General features: G+C 37.1%; 11 protein-coding genes. 9 read left to right on the top strand and 2 right to left on the bottom strand.

Annotation, left to right across the window (positions count from 1 at the left end):
* Positions 1-195 precede the first annotated feature (195 nt).
* Both ACFQ39_RS05945 and ACFQ39_RS05940 read right to left on the bottom strand, forming a co-directional pair.
* Entirely contained in the window at positions 196-1,230 is a 1,035-nt protein-coding gene (locus ACFQ39_RS05945; protein WP_377177074.1) for a serine hydrolase domain-containing protein, read from the bottom strand.
* A gap of 98 nt (positions 1,231-1,328) precedes the next feature.
* Complete coding sequence (locus ACFQ39_RS05940; RefSeq protein WP_377177073.1) at positions 1,329-3,509, bottom strand: amino acid permease; 2,181 nt, start codon at positions 3,507-3,509, stop codon at positions 1,329-1,331.
* A 493-nt stretch (positions 3,510-4,002) separates the two neighbouring features.
* Here ACFQ39_RS05940 and ACFQ39_RS05935 point away from each other — a divergent pair, with 493 nt between their 5' ends.
* From ACFQ39_RS05935 to ACFQ39_RS05895, 9 genes are all read left to right on the top strand, one after another.
* Entirely contained in the window at positions 4,003-6,636 is a 2,634-nt protein-coding gene (locus ACFQ39_RS05935; RefSeq protein WP_377177072.1) for a LuxR C-terminal-related transcriptional regulator, read from the top strand.
* Between the two features lie 483 nt (positions 6,637-7,119).
* On the top strand, positions 7,120-8,376 hold the full coding sequence (locus ACFQ39_RS05930; protein ID WP_377177071.1) for a carbohydrate porin: 1,257 nt from the start codon (positions 7,120-7,122) through the stop codon (positions 8,374-8,376).
* A 131-nt stretch (positions 8,377-8,507) separates the two neighbouring features.
* Positions 8,508-9,908 carry a metal-dependent hydrolase family protein gene (locus ACFQ39_RS05925; RefSeq protein WP_377177070.1) on the top strand — a complete coding sequence of 467 codons (1,401 nt, stop codon included), beginning with the start codon at positions 8,508-8,510 and terminating at the stop codon, positions 9,906-9,908.
* 50 nt (positions 9,909-9,958) lie between these two features.
* Positions 9,959-11,221: a DcaP family trimeric outer membrane transporter gene (locus ACFQ39_RS05920; RefSeq protein WP_377177069.1), complete on the top strand. Its 1,263-nt coding sequence runs from the start codon at positions 9,959-9,961 to the stop codon at positions 11,219-11,221.
* A gap of 236 nt (positions 11,222-11,457) precedes the next feature.
* Positions 11,458-12,267 (top strand): ABC transporter ATP-binding protein, encoded by an 810-nt coding sequence (locus ACFQ39_RS05915; protein WP_377177068.1) that lies wholly within the window; start codon positions 11,458-11,460, stop codon positions 12,265-12,267.
* A gap of 20 nt (positions 12,268-12,287) precedes the next feature.
* Positions 12,288-13,514: an ABC transporter permease gene (locus tag ACFQ39_RS05910; RefSeq protein WP_377177067.1), complete on the top strand. Its 1,227-nt coding sequence runs from the start codon at positions 12,288-12,290 to the stop codon at positions 13,512-13,514.
* A 34-nt stretch (positions 13,515-13,548) separates the two neighbouring features.
* On the top strand, positions 13,549-14,208 hold the full coding sequence (locus ACFQ39_RS05905) for a DUF3299 domain-containing protein (protein ID WP_377177066.1): 660 nt from the start codon (positions 13,549-13,551) through the stop codon (positions 14,206-14,208).
* A 176-nt stretch (positions 14,209-14,384) separates the two neighbouring features.
* Complete coding sequence (locus ACFQ39_RS05900; protein WP_377177065.1) at positions 14,385-15,722, top strand: metal-dependent hydrolase family protein; 1,338 nt, start codon at positions 14,385-14,387, stop codon at positions 15,720-15,722.
* Positions 15,723-16,106: 384 nt separating this feature from the next.
* Positions 16,107-18,740 carry a LuxR C-terminal-related transcriptional regulator gene (locus ACFQ39_RS05895; RefSeq protein WP_377177064.1) on the top strand — a complete coding sequence of 878 codons (2,634 nt, stop codon included), beginning with the start codon at positions 16,107-16,109 and terminating at the stop codon, positions 18,738-18,740.
* Positions 18,741-18,758: the final 18 nt, after the last annotated feature.

Below are 18,758 nucleotides of genomic sequence, written 5' to 3'. Positions count from 1 at the left end.
ACTAAAATTAAGGGTATGTTCGATGTGTTCTCTCTGAAATAGGTATGCGATAGAAGTAAGCAAAACGTTGTGCATTTTAAATCAAATTCTTTTGTGCGTCAGTTCGAATGATTTTGTGGCAAATAAAATAATATTGAGAACTGCTAAAAAGGTTGAAATTGAACCTCCCTGTTTTTCAAGAAAACAGATTTTTCGCTATGTCTTATTACTGATCATTTTTACTATTCGATTGTACATGATTTCTGACAAACTCCAGTTATATCCATTAAAATCAGTGGTGTTTGTAAACTGAATGACAACGGCATCTATGTCTTTATGGTATTTGGCTATGCTTTGGTAACCTGGGATCAATCCCGTATGGTCATACACGTAAATAGAAGAATAGATCTTCTGTTCCTCCCCTTCAAACAAGGAACCCTCATTCAATGCCCTCAAAAAAATGCCTACATCCTCTGCGGTTGCCAGCATAGATCCATAGTCTGCTGTTTTGATATCCTCTTTTACACCTACATAATAACCGCTCATTACATTGTTTATATCGACATCATGAATGGAAGCAAAGGTGTTTTTAAGTCCGATTGGATCTAAAATATTTCCCTTGATGTAATTAAATTTACTTCCGCCTGTAACCCTTTCGATGAGTTTTGAAATCAATAAATAATTGGTATTGGAATATTCATACTTATCATCCGGGTCGAATTTAGCGGGCATATCAAGAATTTTATCAAGTGCCTCTTGTTCATTCTTAGCCGGATCGTTCCAATAATCAGGTGTGTCTGTAAAATTGGGAATGCCGCTTCTGTGCATGACCAACATTCTCAGTGTTATTTTATCAGAATTTTCTATTCTGCCTGCGAGTTCAGGAAAATAATCATCAAGTGTTTTATCCAAAGACAAATGGCCGGCATTGACTAATTTAGATATGGCAACTGCGGTATAAAGTTTGTCGATACTTGCAATTTTGAATAATGAATTAGGATTGGCAGGACTTTTCTTTTCACTGTTGTGGAAGCCCGCAGTAAAATATGTTGGTCCTACCCCTTTTTTATCTATGTATACGATGATCCCTTCAAAACCATAATCTGTAGCTTTATTTACTTGTTCCTGAACTGAATTGGGTAAGGGTGTTAGCCTAGCTTTTAATATGGGCCATGGTACAAAGTACAAAGAAACAATTGTTCCAAAAAGCAATAAAAGTCTAATGATTTGTGTTGATTTTTTCCTAGTCATATTTTCTAAAGACGATGGTTAGCGCAAATTGGGTAAAAAACTAATTATCCAGTAAAAATAACAGAATATTTATAAAGAAATGAATTCAGATCTTCCTTCTATACCAGGGCATTTTCAAATTCAGAATCGGCACAAAAAATGGCTGATATTCTGGATTGATTTACAATATCGACCATTTCTTCCACAGACATGTCCGGCTCAATACTAAAAATATTCACATCCGTGTTTCGCTCTTCATTTACATTTTTTAGTAAATCCCCTCGATTAATAGAAATTGTGGTACTCTTCGGAAATCTAACCATGGTCCGCAAATCGTCAATATCCTTATCAGAAAAACATATATCAGAATCATTGTTCAATAAATGAACATCTATTGTTCCTTTCCAATTTCGCCTTATCAAAAGAGAAACCAGCGTAGCGAGGTCATTGTTTTTTATACTGAATGTTTTCTTCCAATCTGCAGGTATATTTGTCATCCACAAATTGATACTTTTTTCTATGGCCAAGCTCGCCGTAGAAAATGGGATATAAGCGATCAATCCAAAATTATTCTTTCTGGCATCCCATATGAGCTGGTTGTAATATGCCAAATTGGAGCTAAGGGTATCGATACTTACAAAAATAATGTTTGGTTTAAAAAACGCTGCATTTAAGGATTGCATACTCACATTGACCGTCGTATTAAAATCTGCATTATCGATCACTGTATAGGAGACGGATAGCTCACTTTCTTTAAATTTATTTACGGCATTTTTAAAAAAGATTTCAAGGTTTCTTTGCTCGATTTCATTTTCATTGCGGATGGCTAAAATTTTAATTGAACCTTTCGGATAAATGATGGAATGAATCAATTTAAAGGAACTTCTCAACTCTTTTGGCATTTTTACGGGCATCAGCAGATCCGGTCTCCAAGACCTTACTTCCTTTTCCTGGCGCAGGCTATTTGTCTTTTTTGTCGCCCACTCTGCCAAAGCCGTAAACAAACCGCTTCTGGAATCTCCGGCTGCCGATTTAATGTTCATTTTGACCAAGTACAAATAAAAAAGAATAATAAATGCCAAGGAAAAAATAGCGACGATAACATTCATGACGAACATGATCGCGATAGAGCCCAAAGCACCAATGGCAGGTACGATAATCGGTATTTTCAAGGTTGGTCTATAACTAGGTAGTCCCAATGATTGTTCAACAAGTGCTACTACATTTACCATCGCATAGGTCATCATAAAAAACATGGTAAGAATGGGTGCTATTGTATTCAAATCGCGAAGTGAAATCCCAATCATTACAATTATCGCGGTAATTAGCATTGAATTTACCGGCTCCCCTTTTTTAGAAAGTTTAGCGAGCATTTGACTTTTTGGTAAAATATTTTTTTCACCTAATGCCAACAATATTCGAGGTGCTCCAACAAATGAACCCAAGGCAGACGATAGCGTAGCTCCGAGTAAACCAGCGAGAACAATTGGCCCGTACAAGGATTTGTCTATAAAAATATTATAATTACTTGCCAGCTCATTTGGGGTAGCTATGATGGCAGCCACAAATATCAGGCTGACATAAATCATGGTGGTAATGATGACCGATGACAGCGTACCCACCGGAATACTTTTTCTAGGATTGGTCAAGTCTCCTGACATGTTCGCCCCAGCCATTACCCCGGTAACTGCAGGAAAAAAAACCGCAAAAACTTTCCAGAAGGAAGAACCGCTAAAATTATTTTCAACAGATCCAGGGTATATACCAAACCATTCAATATTGAAATTTAAATCGTTGACAAAGAGGGCTCCGTAAATGGATCCCAAGGATAAAACGATGACGCCCAAAATCACATACTGTATCTTAAATGCAAAACTTGTGCTGATAAAGGCAATGGTCATCACCACAGAAAAAATACATATATCGAGAAAAAAAGGATCAACCCCTGGTACAAGTGTCTGTAATCCCTCTCTAAACCCAAAGATATACATGGCAACGGCAATGGCCTGTGCAAAATAGAAAGGAACGCCTATTGCCCCTCCAATTTCTAATCCAAGGGATTGCGCTATAAGACTAAACGCTCCGCCACTCCCGATTCTTACATTCGTTGTAATCGAAGACAAACTGAGGGCCGTTGTAAAAGTGATGGCCACAGACAATAAAACAATTGCCAAAGCGCCAAATACTCCGGCATTACCCACTACCCAGGGTTGTCTGATATACATGATCACCCCTAAGATTGTCAAGGTTGTCGGCGTAAACACGCCTGCAAAAGTTCCAAAAGTCTTCTTTTTTATCATGATTGATCTTAAAACAGATAAATTTTAGGATGTCTGTTTGTTTAATTGTTTAAGGGATTAGAGCTATATCCCTATAAATTTAGCTCTTTATCGGCAATTAATACAGAAAATTGGCTATTATAATGAAGCTTGAAAAAGCTATTCCCTCAAATTAATTCGGGATTGACTACAGAAGAAAAATGAGGTCAAAATTTAATTTGACATTGTTCAAGTATTTACTCCTTTCCATTTTTTAATAATAAATTGACTGATGTTATGGAAAAGATTAAATGGCCCGAAATATCTGGTTATACAATTTTAATGCAGCCTCCAGGTTTTATTTTGAATAATTGTTGATCGCCCGCGCGCATAATTTTCTATACAAGTACATTTATATACCTGCTAAGTACGTGGTAGACAGGTACACATTGCTTTTAAACACAGTTCAAAGCCCTATTTAAATTTTTAGTAAATTTCCAATTATTTTTCATCTTTCTAAAAAGATCTAAAACAAGTGTTATATACCAAACTAAATCGACCAAAAATTTCGCAGGAGCTGTTGCCAAGACCTCATTTGATCCAAAAATTTACGGAGAAAAGTTTTTTACCCTTTATTTTGGTCTCAGCACCGGCTGGTTTCGGTAAAAGTGTCCTTGTAAGTCAATGGCTTGAAAACCATCCGAAACAATATGCCTGGCTTTCTCTGGAGGAAAGTATGAATGATTCACAGACATTTATTTCGTATTTCGTCGAAATGCTCAAGAAATTTGAAGCTTTAGATCTACAAAAACTAAAAAAAATAGAGCAAGATTATACTTTTTTATCATGGCAGGCGATTATCGATACTGTGATCAATACACTCAATCAACTTGAGTTACAAACTTCTTTAATTCTAGACGACTACCATTTGATCACAAACCCGGAAATACATGCACTCATGGAAGCCCTGATCAGTGAAAATATGAATCATCTGCAGATGATCATCATTACCCGTTTCGATCCTCCCTTTTTGTTAAGGGAACTAGGGCTATACCATAAATTAATGGAAATCAGGATGCGAGACCTCAGATTTAAAGAACATGAGATTGCCGAACTTCTTGCCATTGAGAAAGACAGTAGGTTCAGCGCTGTCGAAATCAAGGAGCTTTCAAGCAAAACTGAAGGTTGGATCCTCGCCATTAAAATGATCATCATGGCAAAATCTATTTCGGAAATAGGTACAAAAGAGGAAAGTACAGGGATTCTGACAAAAGATCTCGACCGATTGATATCTCATATCAGCGAAAATTTTGAGCCAAACTTTTTAAGGCAAATACAACTTTGTGCACTCTGTGAACAATTTAATGCAGCGTTGATCGACTCAATTTGTGCTTTTGCTTTTCCTGACTCATGCAAGTCAGATATTTTCCTAGCTAAATTAAAGGATTTAGATTTTTTCATTATTCCTACTGAAAGTGAAGGAAGCTGGTATAGATTCCACCATTTGGTTGGGCAAATTCTAACGCGGGATCTGAGAAAAAATGAGCCCAATCTTATGATAGCGCTTTACATCCACATCAGTAAATGGTTCTCAACTCAAGGTTTTGTTGATAAAGCAATACGCTACGCAATGAAAGCAGAGAATTATGCATTGGCGTGCGAGGCGATCATAAAGCATAGGGCAAGCGTATTGGATAAGGGCCAATGGTGGGTTGTTCAACGCTGGCTTTATAAAATTCCAAGGCAAATTCGAAACACCAATGTTGATATATTGCTCACAGAATTATTAGTTTGCGAAGAAACCTGGAACATCGAAGATTTTTTTTCCATTCTCGAAACTTTAAAAACAATCGGTATTGAAAATTCAAGCGATGAGAACATCTCCCAGTATCTGTTTCATTTAGGGTACTTTTTCACGTTTGTCAAACCTGAGCCCAAAAAAGCGGTAGAATCGCTCCAACGATCAATTGCATTGTGCCATGATGACAATTTTATGTTTGGCTCACGCAGGGATTTGATCTTGGCCTGCAGCAGACAAATGCTGGGTCAAACCGAAATGGCATTGAGGTCGCTTGAGGAGATGAGAGAAAAATCCGAGCCTTCCTCAAATAAATACATACGCGCTACACAAGGAAAAGCGTTTGTTCACTTACTTTCCGGCAATTTGGAATCAGTAAATAATGAAGCAAAAAAATTACAGTTTCTTGTTCGCGATTCCGATTTACTATTACCAAAAGCTTGGAGTTTGTATTTTCAAGGCAATGTTGCCTTTCAATCTTACCATGAATATGAGGTTATGCGCCTATTAAAAGGAGCTCTATCATTTGAGGATATGATTAATTTGAGGGTGTATTTTGATACCCTGGCAGGGTTAATTATCTTCAGCTCTCTTAAAGGAGACGAAAAGGCTGCTGAGTCATATTTATCGCAAATGAACATGGCGGCAACAAAACTAAAAGACACAAAGTTCCAAAACTACTACCACTCAGTACAAGCAAGAGTCAACTGGCATCAAGGGCAAGGAGACAAAGAGCTGAGCTGGGCTAAAACCGATTGGGTGAAGCAACATCCTTCTTCGTATTTATTCTTGATCGATGTACCTGAAATGACAAAGTTAAGAATCTTGGTAAGTCATAGTTCACGGGTCCAGGTTGAGGAAGTGATTTCTGTTTTAAATGAGGTGGAAGCCCTGTTGGAAAGTGTTCATAACCACTATCAGCTGATAGATGTTTTCCTTCTCAAGGCGATGGGATTCATGCGTTTAAGGAGAAAAAAAATCGCTGCCAAATGGTTAGAGAAAGCACTTTTCATCGCAGATAAAAAGGAGATGGCCAGGCCTGTTTTAGAAGCTGCTTTGGTGATGCCCACTTTATTTAGTATTCTGGAGCACACAACTCCCTATCGCATTTTAAACTCCATAAACATCGATTTTACAGCTCAAAGGTCAACAAATGGAGCTGTTGTAAATTCTTTAGAATTGTCAATGCGTGAGCAGGAAATTATAAGACTTATTTCGAGAGGTCTGAGGAATAAAGAAGTTGCTGATCAACTTAATATCTCTATCTTAACCGTTAAGAAACATCTGTATAATATTTACCGTAAACTCGATGTCCCAAATCGTACCACCATGGTCAATAAAATTTTAAATGAGGATATCTTTATTCTGTAGTACTCCTTTATTACTACTTAAGTAGTATTCGTCTTTTCAATTATCCCACTATATTTACAAAATCAACAACCAATTGACTTAGAGTGATATATATGACATCCAGAATTAATATATCTATCAAATTAGATTGACTGGGGAAATCAAATACTGCACTCATCAATTTCATCGACAATATGCAGTTAAAACAGGAAACTGATAAAAAAATTATCACACTTGTCGGTTGCCTGCAGACCAATCTTCGTTAGTTGGGTTATTGATCAGTTTGAACGAAATTCGATATGAAATTCTTTCAAATACATAAATAAAAATTCATAAAATCAACTAATATTCAATGAAAACTATAGAACTCTTTTTATAAATCCTATTTTGTTTGGCAAAAATGTATCGGCTCAAGAGGCAAAAGCTATTAAACAAATCCTTTTTAAAAATGTAAAAATTTTTAAAGGAAAATGTATGAAAATATTATAAAATAAATTTAAAAGTATGAAAAGCGAAAAAATAGGTTTAGTATTATTGTTTTCTGCAGTTGTACTTAGTTATTCTGTCTATGGGCAAGATATAAAGAAAGACACTATTCTGATAAGAGATCTTTCAGGTCCAAACTCTGTAAGTCAGCAGATGAAACAAGACAACACCTCAAAAGGATTGTTTTATATAGGGGCCGGGTTAGACAGTTTAGACCAAGCGAAAAAAAGGTTTTATAATAAAACTGGTTTTATTATGAATGCTGATTATAACTCCCAAATAATGGGAGCTACCAAAGCCATTGGAGATAATGTTAGTGCTAGTGGTGTGCTTCGTATTTATGGTAAGTATAATTTAGTTGGTAGAGGTACTCCAAATGAGGGCGGTTTAGTATTTAAAGTTGAAAACAGACATAAATACACCGACCTACCATTACGTGAATGGGGGCCGGAAGGAGTAGGTTATATTGGTCTTGTGCAATCTGTTTATAATGATGACGGGTGGCGTGTTGGTAATCTATATTGGAGACAAACATTTGCTAAGGCTAATATTATTGCTTACGCGGGATTTGTGGATGTGACTGACTGGGCTGACATATTTGCAATGGCTAGCCCTTGGAGTAGTTTTAACAACCTGTCATTTGCAACAGGTACCAATACTTTCGGTGGTTTATACCCTGATGGTTCATTGGGTTTTATGGTTAGCGCATGGTTAACTGAAAATATTTATGTGATAGGAGGTTTAATTGATGTTAATGGTAGTGCCACAGAATTTTATAAAGGATTTGATACTTTCTTCACTAAATTTGAAACCCTCAAAACTTTTGAAGTTGGTTTTACAACGAATTCCCAAATGCCTATTTTACAAAACTTACATGTAACCTTTTGGCAAGTAGACGAGTCAGCAAAAACTCCTAAGGGTTGGGGGGTTGCAGGCTCTATGAGTTGGGAAGTAGGTCATAAATTATTTCCATTCCTTAGAGGGGGCTGGGCAAATGATGGCGGTAGTCTTTTTACAGCCTCAGTCAGTACAGGTATTGGTTATAATATAACAGGATCAAACGTGTTTGGATTAGGATTAAACTGGAACCAACCAAATAAAAACATATTTGGCCCTGGCTTGAAAGATCAGTACCTATCTGAAATATTCTACAAATTACAGGTTACACATCATTTTGAATTCACACCAAATATACAATTCATACTAAATCCGGCATTAAATACCAACGACAACTTTACAACCATTTTTGGAGCACGTGCACGAATTAATATTTAAAGAAACTAGAATTACTATTGTAAAAAATTAAGCTATAATTCACCATACAATAATTTTATAAAACTAATTAATAAACAAAAAACAATGAAATCATTCACTATTTTAACTTTAACCAAAAAAAACAATTTATTATGAAAAGAATGTACACGACACTGTGTCTTATTGTAGCATTAGTATTTTTGAATACTAATGTATTTGCACAAGAAAAAAAAGCACCCAATTACAAATTAATCACCAATGTAAATGTTTGGGATGGAACAAGTGATAAGCTTGTAAAAGCAGATGTATTAATTGAAAACAACTTAATTAAAGAGGTTAAAAATGGAATTAAAGCACCTGCAGGTGCAACTGTCATAGACGGTAAAGGTGGTACCGTAATGCCTGGTTTAATTGAGGGGCACGGCCATTTATACTTGAATGGCTCCACTCTGGCGGATATTGAAAATAATAAAGGTTATGATGAATTAGCGATTAGAGGAGCAGTAAAAGCTGAAGCTGCTTTAATGTCAGGATTTACTACCTGGAGAGATGCAGGAGGAATGGGTTCTGGGCTAAAGAAATGTATAGATGCAGGTTTAGTAAATGGCCCAAGAATTTATCCCTCTGGTGCTATAATTGGCCCAACCGGTTCTCACGCAGATTTTAGAAATTATACAACGCCTAACGAAACTTTTTTTGGGGGCCATTCTTCAGCCGCTCGCAATGGCATGAGTTATACAGCTGATAGTCCGGAAGCGATTAGAACAGCAGCTCGCCAAAACTATATGCAAGGAGCAACTCAAATTAAAATTATGTCTAGTGGAGGAATTGCTTCACAATTTGACCCTTGGCAATTAAATGCGTTCTCTGCAGAAGACATAAAAGCTGCTGTTGAAGTAGCAGAGGCTTATGGCTCTTATGTACAGTCTCATGCCTACTCCAAGACAGCAATTATGAGGTGCTTAGATAATGGCGTAAAGACCATAGAGCATTGCTTAGCGTTTGATGAAGATGTTGCCAAAAAATTGGTAGAAAAGGGAGCATATATGACCACAAACATGACTTCTTACTCTCCTCTCATTGATCAACTGGATTATATACGCACAAGTCCAATGTCTAAGAAAAAATATGAGTCTGCGAAAATTGCGACTAAAGACTTTGTTGAAAATGTAAAGAAATATCGACCAAAAATGGGGTTCAATACTGATGCGATTGGCGATCTTAACAACGGCATAACGCAAGCTGACTATTCCATTTATTTAAGTGGACAGCTTTTTGGTAATTTATATACATTAAAATCGCTGACTTCTGTAAATGGTGAAATAGTAAAACTTACAGGAGAAGTTCTAGACCCGTATTTTGAAGGAAGTTTAGGCGTAGTAAAAGCCGGAGCCTATGCAGATCTTCTTATTGTAGACGGAAATCCATTAGAAGACTTAACACTTATTGGCGCGAATGAAAAATGGTTTGATGCACCTGGACGTGCTGGTGATGATATCCCAGGAATGAAGCTTGTCATGAAAGATGGAAAAGTATATAAGAATACTTTATAATTAAGTCGTTCTAAAGAATGAAATCGATCTGGAATAAAAGAAGACTGAATATGTCAATCCCTCTAACACAGGGAGGACATACTCAGTCTTCATTAATAATAACAAAGGCTGGCAGCCTCATCTTCCGATTAACTGCCTTGCTCGCCTGTTTGTTTGCTTTTGCAAATCTAAATGCGCAAAAGCTTGATACCATTACACCAATACGCGATAACATTGGAGATTTAAACGAAGCGGCTATTAGAAAAGGTGAATTCCCGGGTGCCATTAGACTCCCCGGCACAGATGTTTCTCTGGCCATTGGAGGATTTATTAAGGCCGTTGCATTATACGATACCAGATATAATGTAAAAAACGAAATCCTTCTTCCCGGCACATTCTCTACTGAAAATATTTATAAAGGTCAGACCTATATGGGCGCCAAAGCATCGCGCTTATATTTTGACGGAAGGTTTACCGTAAAGGATATACATATGCGAGGTTATGTCGAGATGAACTTCACGGGAGAATCGGGATTTAATTTGCGACATGCTTATTTACAACTGACTAATAAAAAGGGTCAAAAACTGTTAATGGGGCAGTACTGGAGTCTCGTAATGGATTTGGAGGCAATTCCTGAAGGTTTGGTTGAACCTACAATAAGTGGACTCCCCTTTGTACGCCATGGACAAATTCGGTTTAGCACCCCACTCTCGAAAACACTTGCATTGTCGGTTTCTCTGGAGGAACCCAGAAATTCAGATCTGAAAGGAGTTAATATGATTCCGTTGAATAAATATCCTGATTTTATTGCATCACTGAGCATTGACCCTTCATCTATATTTCATTTTAGCATCATGGGAATGATTCGCCCCATGTCTTTTGCTGATGAAACAGATGATTCTGAAAATCTTGCAACTGGTTATTTAAGCAACGCAACGCTCATCGTTAACCCAAATGATGCTAACAAGCTTACACTTTCAGGCCTGTACGGCTCAGGAGCCTCTAATTATCTATTGGGAGCGGATAGTTATGCCGGATATTTCGATGGAACTAGAACTGAATTGCAAACCGAATATGGTGGTTTTGGTGCATACCGCCATGAATGGAATGAAAAATTTAGGAGTAATTTCGCATATGGAATGTTTATGGCTGATAAAATTCCCAATAATCCTAATCCACATATAAAATCAAGCACCTACACTTTTATTAATACTTTTTACAGGTTTAATAAATATGTAAATATTGGTGTGGAATGGATATACTCAGCCAAGGAAAATTTCAACGGGGGAAAATTTATTAATAACCGTTTTCAATTCGGAATTCAGCTATTTTAATGGCAGCCCTAACCAGTGCCTGTAAATAAAGTGATGTACCAAATGGAAATTAATGATCGAACGAATTTAAAATAATAAATGAGTCAGAAGCTTCTCGAACCAAGGGCAAGGCCAATTCGAAACCGGAATACAAAGTAGGATTACGTTGGGAACCCAATAGCTACATTATTCCAGCTATTACTTACGGAGGCTGTCTAGATGGCAGTCCTGGGGCGGGTTTCGAAATAGGAGTTGTTATGTTATCTCCTCAATTTTTGAAAAAGGATTTTATTAAAACAATTCCTTTGAATTCTATAGTCATCATGAATAATTCTATCATACAAATACAGAACTTAAAGTTTAATTGGGACAAATCAAAGGTTCCTTTTATTATAATTCCGGAACTTGAAGTTTTGAAAAGTGAACATCTTTTAATTAAAGGTGACAGCGGAAGTGGAAAAACCACAATTTTGAATTTAATAGCCGGTGTTTTGCCCCTTAGCAGTGGTGAAATTAAAATATTAGGCGAAAATTTGGATGATGTGTCATCTTCAAAACGCGATGCCATCAGGGCAAATCACATGGGTGTTATTTTCCAGATGTTTAATCTCATCCCCTATCTTTCGGTGATCGAGAATGTACTTCTTCCTATACATTTTTCTGAAGTCAAAAAGAATAAAATTCGGGCAAAAGGAATAAGTCCAAAGGAAGAAGCCATCCGTTTACTGTCTGAATTAGGCCTTCAGCAAAAAGAGATTCACGAAAAAAAAGTGACCGAACTGAGTGTTGGGCAACAACAGCGGGTGGCGGCAGCCCGGGCTTTAATTGGTTCGCCCGAAATTATACTGGCCGATGAACCCACTTCAGCACTTGATGAAAACAACGCCATGCGCTTCCTCGACCTGCTTTTAGAGGAGTGCAAAAAAAACAACAGCACGTTGTTGTATGTAAGTCACGACAGTCGCATCCATCAAAAATTCCAACAAAGTATTTCCATCCGTGATTTTACGGATGATGTGCCGATTGTTGAGAAAAAAGGAAAGGAGGCCGTAGTATGTTTATCTTAAAGCTCGCGTTAAAAAGTCTGTTGAACCGTAAGTTTACGGTGGCGCTTACCATATTTTCTATCGCTATCAGTATCACTCTTTTATTGGGTGTTGAACGGATAAGGATTGGCCTTGAAAATAGTTTCTCCAATACCATTTCGGGCACCGATTTGGTTGTTGGCGCGCGCACGGGAGACGAGCAACTTCTTTTGTCAACTGTATTTCATATCGGAATGGCTTCGAACAATATTAGCTGGCATAGCTACGAAGATATAGCTGCCAATCAATTAATAGCCTGGACGATTCCGATTTCACTGGGCGATTCGCATGATGGATTTAGCGTAATTGGTACTAATGAAGATTATTTCAAACATTATAAATTTGCCAATAAACAGCATTTGCAATTTCAGGATGGTAAGGCGTTTCATGAAACTTTTGATGCCGTTCTGGGGGCAGATGTTGCAGCCGCTCATGCATATAAAATCGGTGATGAAATTGTAATCAACCACGGTTCTGGAGATATTGCATTTCGCGACCATGGCGACAAACCATTTCACGTAACAGGCATCCTGCAACGCACCGGTACACCTGTTGACCAAACTATTCATGTGAGCCTGGAAGGAATCGAAGCCATTCATATTGACTGGGTAGATGGAATGCCAGACAAATACATGAACTTTTCGGCTGAAGAGGTAGAGGACCTGAATCTAAAACCCGAATACATTACTGCTTTTTTGGTGGGATTAAAAAACAGAACGGACGTATTAACCATACAGCGCCAAATCAATACAAATAAGCGTGAGCCCTTAACTGCAGTTATGCCGGGGATTGCCTTGCAAAGACTTTGGAACATGATGGGAAAAATTGAAACAGCACTGCTGATAGTCTCTGGTTTTGTCGCCATTGCCGGATTAATAGGTATGCTTGTGGCATTGCTCACCGGCATTAACGAAAGAAGGCGCGAAATGGCAATTCTACGTTCGGTTGGTGCCAGCCCGTTAAAAATATTCGGTTTAATTTCCATCGAATCTATTGTAATTACCATGTGGGGAATAGCGCTGGGTATAGCTTTTGTTTTTCTCTTGTTGCAGATAGCTAAACCCAACCTCGAAACACAGTACGGCATTTATTTAAATCCCTCTGGGATATCATTACAGGAAATTTACATTATCGGAACGGTCATAATTTTGGGAATATTAATTGGGATAATTCCCGGTTATAAAATATATAAATACTCACTTTTGGATGGAATGACAGTTAAAATGTGATTTGCTTCCACAATAAAAAACTTAATAAAAAAATATGCGTAATTTAATTTTCACTTTTCTGTTTTTAAACGTTTATACCGGCATTTTTGCCCAGGAGGTTAAAGTAATTACATGGGATGATCTAGTTCCGGGTGAAGTTAAAATTGATGATCCTTTTGAAGAATTGACGGAGGATCAAATTGATGATTTAAGATATATCGTGAGAATGCGGATGCTTCAAGAAAGAAAACCGGGAAGTGTGGGCGCTGAAAGTCTGAAAACACTTGAAGAAAAAGAAAAAAAACTCACCGCTGAAGGAGTTGATATTGAGGGCATGCTTGTCCAGCATACAGCCATTACGGAGCTTCGGAAAAAGAGTGGGGAAGCAGTAGTCGACTCATTAAACGGATTAAACATTAGAATGTTAGGTTATTTATTGCCGCTGGACTTTGAAGGAAAAAATGGAGTTGAATTTCTTTTGGTGCCCTGGGTAGGGGCCTGCATCCACACACCGCCACCACCACTAAATCAAATGGTTTATATAAAATTTGACAAAGGCTTCGAAATGAATGCCTCCTTTGCTCCGGTGTGGGTGGAAGGTACGCTGCAAACAAAAAGTTTAACGAAATTGCTGTATTTGGTAGATGGTACATCCGAAATAAATGTGGGATATGCAATGTCGGCAGAAAAAATCTTGGACTACAAGAAAAAGTAAATAAGACAAGCCAGGGACCAATGCGGGAAGAGAATCCGTTAAGGTCAGTTGCGGTATAAATTATATTTTGACATTTATTTATATTAAAATAATATCGAACTTAACAGTTTAAACTAAATTCTTATTGTTAAATCAAATTCTAAAAATTAGAATACTAACTTTAAAATTAATCAACTATGAAATTCAACAAACAATTATTATTGGTAATACTTTGCTTGTTCAGCTTAATGGTATTTGCCCAAGAAAAACCTAAACAGATTACACTTTTTACTAACGTAAAAGTTTTTGATGGAACATCTGATAAACTGATCAAAGCAGATGTTTTGGTGGAAGGAAACTTGATCAAACAAATTTCTAAAGAACCTTTAATGGTGATGCAAACCGATAATGTAAGCATTATTGACGGAGGAGGAAGAACGCTGATGCCGGGTCTTATTGACGCCCATGTACACTTGTCGTTAAATATGAATTTCATCAGTATGTTTTATCAACAGCCAGATTATTTGGCGGCTATCGCTTTAGCTGAGGCAAAAAACACATTGATGCGAGGGTTTACTTCTGTAAGAGATACAGGAGGAGAAGTATTGGGAATAAAATTAGCCATTGATCAAGGACATGCTATTGGACCACGTATTTGGGCTGCTGGAGCAGGAATTTGTATGACCGGTGGGCATGCAGATCTAAGACCACAAGCGCAAAGACCACGTCAATTAGGAGGTCCAGTTTATTACGATGGAGAATTTAACGGCATTACAGTGATTGCGGATGGTGTACCGGAAGTATTAAGTGCTGCTAGACTTCAAATGCGAAAGGGTTCAGCTTTTATAAAAATGTTCACAAGTGGTGCCGTTAGCGGCATGTATGACCCTTTAGATATTGGCGAATTTTCTTTTGATGAAATAAAAGCTGCTGCTGATGAAGCAAAAAGATGGAATACTTATTTAGCCGTGCATTCGTATAATGACAAAGGGGTTCGTTTAGCATTAGAAGCTGGTGCAATGTCTATTGAACATGCAAATTTAATGACAGAAGAAACCATGAAGTTACTTGTTGAAAAAGGCGCTTTCTTAAGTACACAAACTGGAGTATATTTTTCAGATGCACCTGACAACTGGAGTGAAGAAAGCAAAATGAAACATGATAAAGCTAAAGATGGAATAGACAACTTATTTAAACTGGCAAAAAAATACAATGCTAAAATCACCATTGGTACTGACTATGTTGATAATGCCGAGCAAAAAAAGGCACAATCTTTTGAGTTAAGTAATCGGTTGCCATGGTGGACAGCTCCAGAAATCCTGAAACAAGCTACTTCAGGAAACGCTGAAGTACTTTATTTTAGTGGCCCACGCAATCCGTACCCTGGAAAATTAGGCGTCATTGAAAAAGGTGCTTTGGCTGACATACTCCTTGTAAAAGGTGACCCAACAAAAGACCTTACACTATTTCACGATCCTGAAAACAATCTTGATCTTATCATGAAAGATGGAAAAGTATATAAGAATACTTTGTAAGTAAGTCATCCTAAAACAGGTATACAGATTTATATGGCAAATTCAATCAAAAAACTGCGAAGCTAGCTTCGCAGTTTTTTTATGTAAATAACACGGTGTAGGCATGCTAACTTAGTCATCACAGAAAGTTAAGAAATAATCTTAATTTTAACCTATGAAATAAGTTCGCAAAATTTATGACAACAGAGGCTCCCGCCATTTTATTTATATGAACCGGACTTTCTTTGGTTTATATCAATTAATGTTTGAATTAGGAGCGAATAAGATCAAGATCCAAAACCTATAAGTTAGGATCCTTAAATTGGTATTTTTTTAGTTAATTAACTTTGAATTAATGAATTACTAAAGCAAATATTATTAATTTGATATTACATTAATATTTTAATGCTCAACACTAAACTAAATCGACAAGTAATCACAAAAGATCTTCTCAAAAGGAAGAGACTTTTGGAGAAGTTGGAAAAGCACAGTCACTTGCCATTTATATTGCTCTCAGCTCCTGCCGGCTATGGGAAGAGTATTGTTGTGAGTCAATGGCTTGAGCATTGCCAAAATAATTATGCTTGGCTATCTATAGATAAGAGCATGAATGACTCGGCAACTTTCATTTCTTATTTCATCGAAATGCTTAAGCGTTCAGAGTCTGTCGAAATAGAAAAATTAAAAGAACTCGAAAAGGAACTTCATTTTCTTTCTTGGGAAGGAATTATTAATAGCATTATAAATATCGTTAACGAGTTTCAGAAACAAACGAGCTTGATTTTTGATGACTATTATTTGATCCATAACCCGGATATTCATCAATTGGTTGAGACCTTATTAAGAGAAAACTTAGTTAATCTACAGATCATAATTATTACTCGATGGGACCCCCCTTTTCAATTTAAAGAACTCCGACTCTATCAAAAAATGATTGAATTTCGGATGCGAACGCTCAAATTTGATGAAGATGAAATCGCGCAGCTCATTGCCCTAGAACAGCGTGTAGAATTTAGTGAGGAAAAAATCAAAGAACTTAGCACTAAAACGGAGGGTTGGATTCTTGTAATTAGAATGATACTATTGGCAAGTGATTTTTCGGTTTTAAAAGACGAAAATTCAGGTTCGAAATTTTTAATCAATGACCTTGATCGTATTATGTCTTTAATTAGCGTAGGCCTTGATTCGGGCTTTTTTAGACAAATGCAACTTATTGCGCATTGCGATCAATTTAATGCTGAGCTCATTAATTTCATTTGTAGTTTCGCCTTTCCCGATTCATGTGAGGGTGATGTTTTCCTCTCCAAACTAAAAGAATTGAATTTTTTTCTCATTCAAACTACAAATGAAGGAAACTGGAACAGATTCCACCATTTGATAGGAGATATTCTTAAGCAGCAATTAAAAAGAACAGAACCGGACCTTATTAAACCACTATACCTTCATATTTGCTCATGGTATTCAGGGAAAGGCCTGGTCGATGAAGCCATTCAATATGCGATAAAGGCAGGAAATTTTGACTTGGTTTTCGCTTTGATTAGTGAACATAGAACACCTTTTCTAGATGAAGGAAAATGGTGGGTTGTGCAACGATGGTACAGCGATATTCCGTGGCAAATTCGAAAAGCCAATGTTGATATATTACTCACGGAATTACTGATTTGCGAGGAAACTTGGAACATAGAGGAAATTTCTTCCATCCTAAAAACGCTAGAATCAATCGGCTTAGAAAATTTAAGTGACGAGAACATTTCCCTTTATCTGTTTCATCTAGGGTACTTCCTTACCTATTTCAAACCTGACCCCAAAAAAGCAGTAGAATCGCTCGAACGATCTAAAGCCTTGTGCCATGATGAAACTTACATGTTTGGCGGACGCAGGGAATTAATATTGGCAACTAGCAGACATATGCTTGGCTTAACTGAATTGGCATTGAGGACACTTGAGGCCATTCAAGAAAAATTTGAGCCTTCCTCAAAAATGCATGTGCGCTCCATACACGGTAAAGTGCTTATTCACTTACTTTCTGGAAATTTAGAATTAGCAATTAATGACTCAAAAAAGTTGCTTTTTCTTGTTCAAGATTCTGATTTACTCTATGCGAAAGGATGGGGTTCTTATTTTCAAGGCAATGTTGCCTTTCAATTTTTCAATGAGTATGAAGTTATACATTCCTTAATTGAAGCCAAAGCGTTTCAAGGAGTATTTAATTATAGGGTGTATTTTGATACGCTGGCCGGCTTAATTCTTTTTAGAACACTTGAGGGAAACGAAAACGCTTCTAAAATGCTTCTAAAAGAAATGAAAGAAAAGATTGGTAAACTAAAGGATAGCAGGTTTCAAATTTATTATCAATCTGCTAAGGCAAGAGTTGCTTTACTCAATGGAAAAGGTAAAGAGAAACTAGCTTGGGCAGAAACGAATTGGGTAAAACAAAGCGCTGCATCATATATGTTTTTGATCGATGTACCTGAACTTACCAAAATAAGGATCATCATCAGCCATGGTTCAATTTTACAAGTCGAGGAGGCACTTCATGTTCTTTCAGAGGTAGAGTCTTTTCTAGATGAAGTCAACAACAGGTATCACGACATCGATATCGAACTTCTTAAGGCGATGGCACTGCTCCGGCTCGGCAAACAAAAGCAGACGCAAACATCATTGGAAAAAGCAATATTACTTGCTGAGGAGAAAGGGCTAAAAAGGGCTGTTTTAGAAGCATTTCAGGTTATGCCGGCCCTATTCCGTCAATTGGAATTATCTACAAAATCACAACGTATTTTAGTCCGATTAGGACTGAATTTATCAACTCCGAAATCAGTCTCAAAAGATGAATCTGATGCCCCGGAATTAACGCTGCGTGAGTTAGAATTAGTTAAACTCATCGCCAATGGTCATAGAAATAAAGAAATCGCTGATCAACTCCATATTTCTATCGGAACAGTAAAGAGTCATTTAACCAATATATACAAAAAACTCAAGGTCTCTAATCGCACTTCTATGCTGAAGAAAATAATGGATAGAGCTATATCACTCTAATAATCTTACTTTTTTGTG

Origin of the sequence: Namhaeicola litoreus (assembly GCF_042679565.1) — a bacterium.
Classification (GTDB): domain Bacteria; phylum Bacteroidota; class Bacteroidia; order Flavobacteriales; family Flavobacteriaceae; genus Namhaeicola; species Namhaeicola litoreus.
The sequence above is the reverse complement of the archived record's forward strand: the minus strand, read 5'-3'. Positions and strand labels throughout refer to the sequence as shown.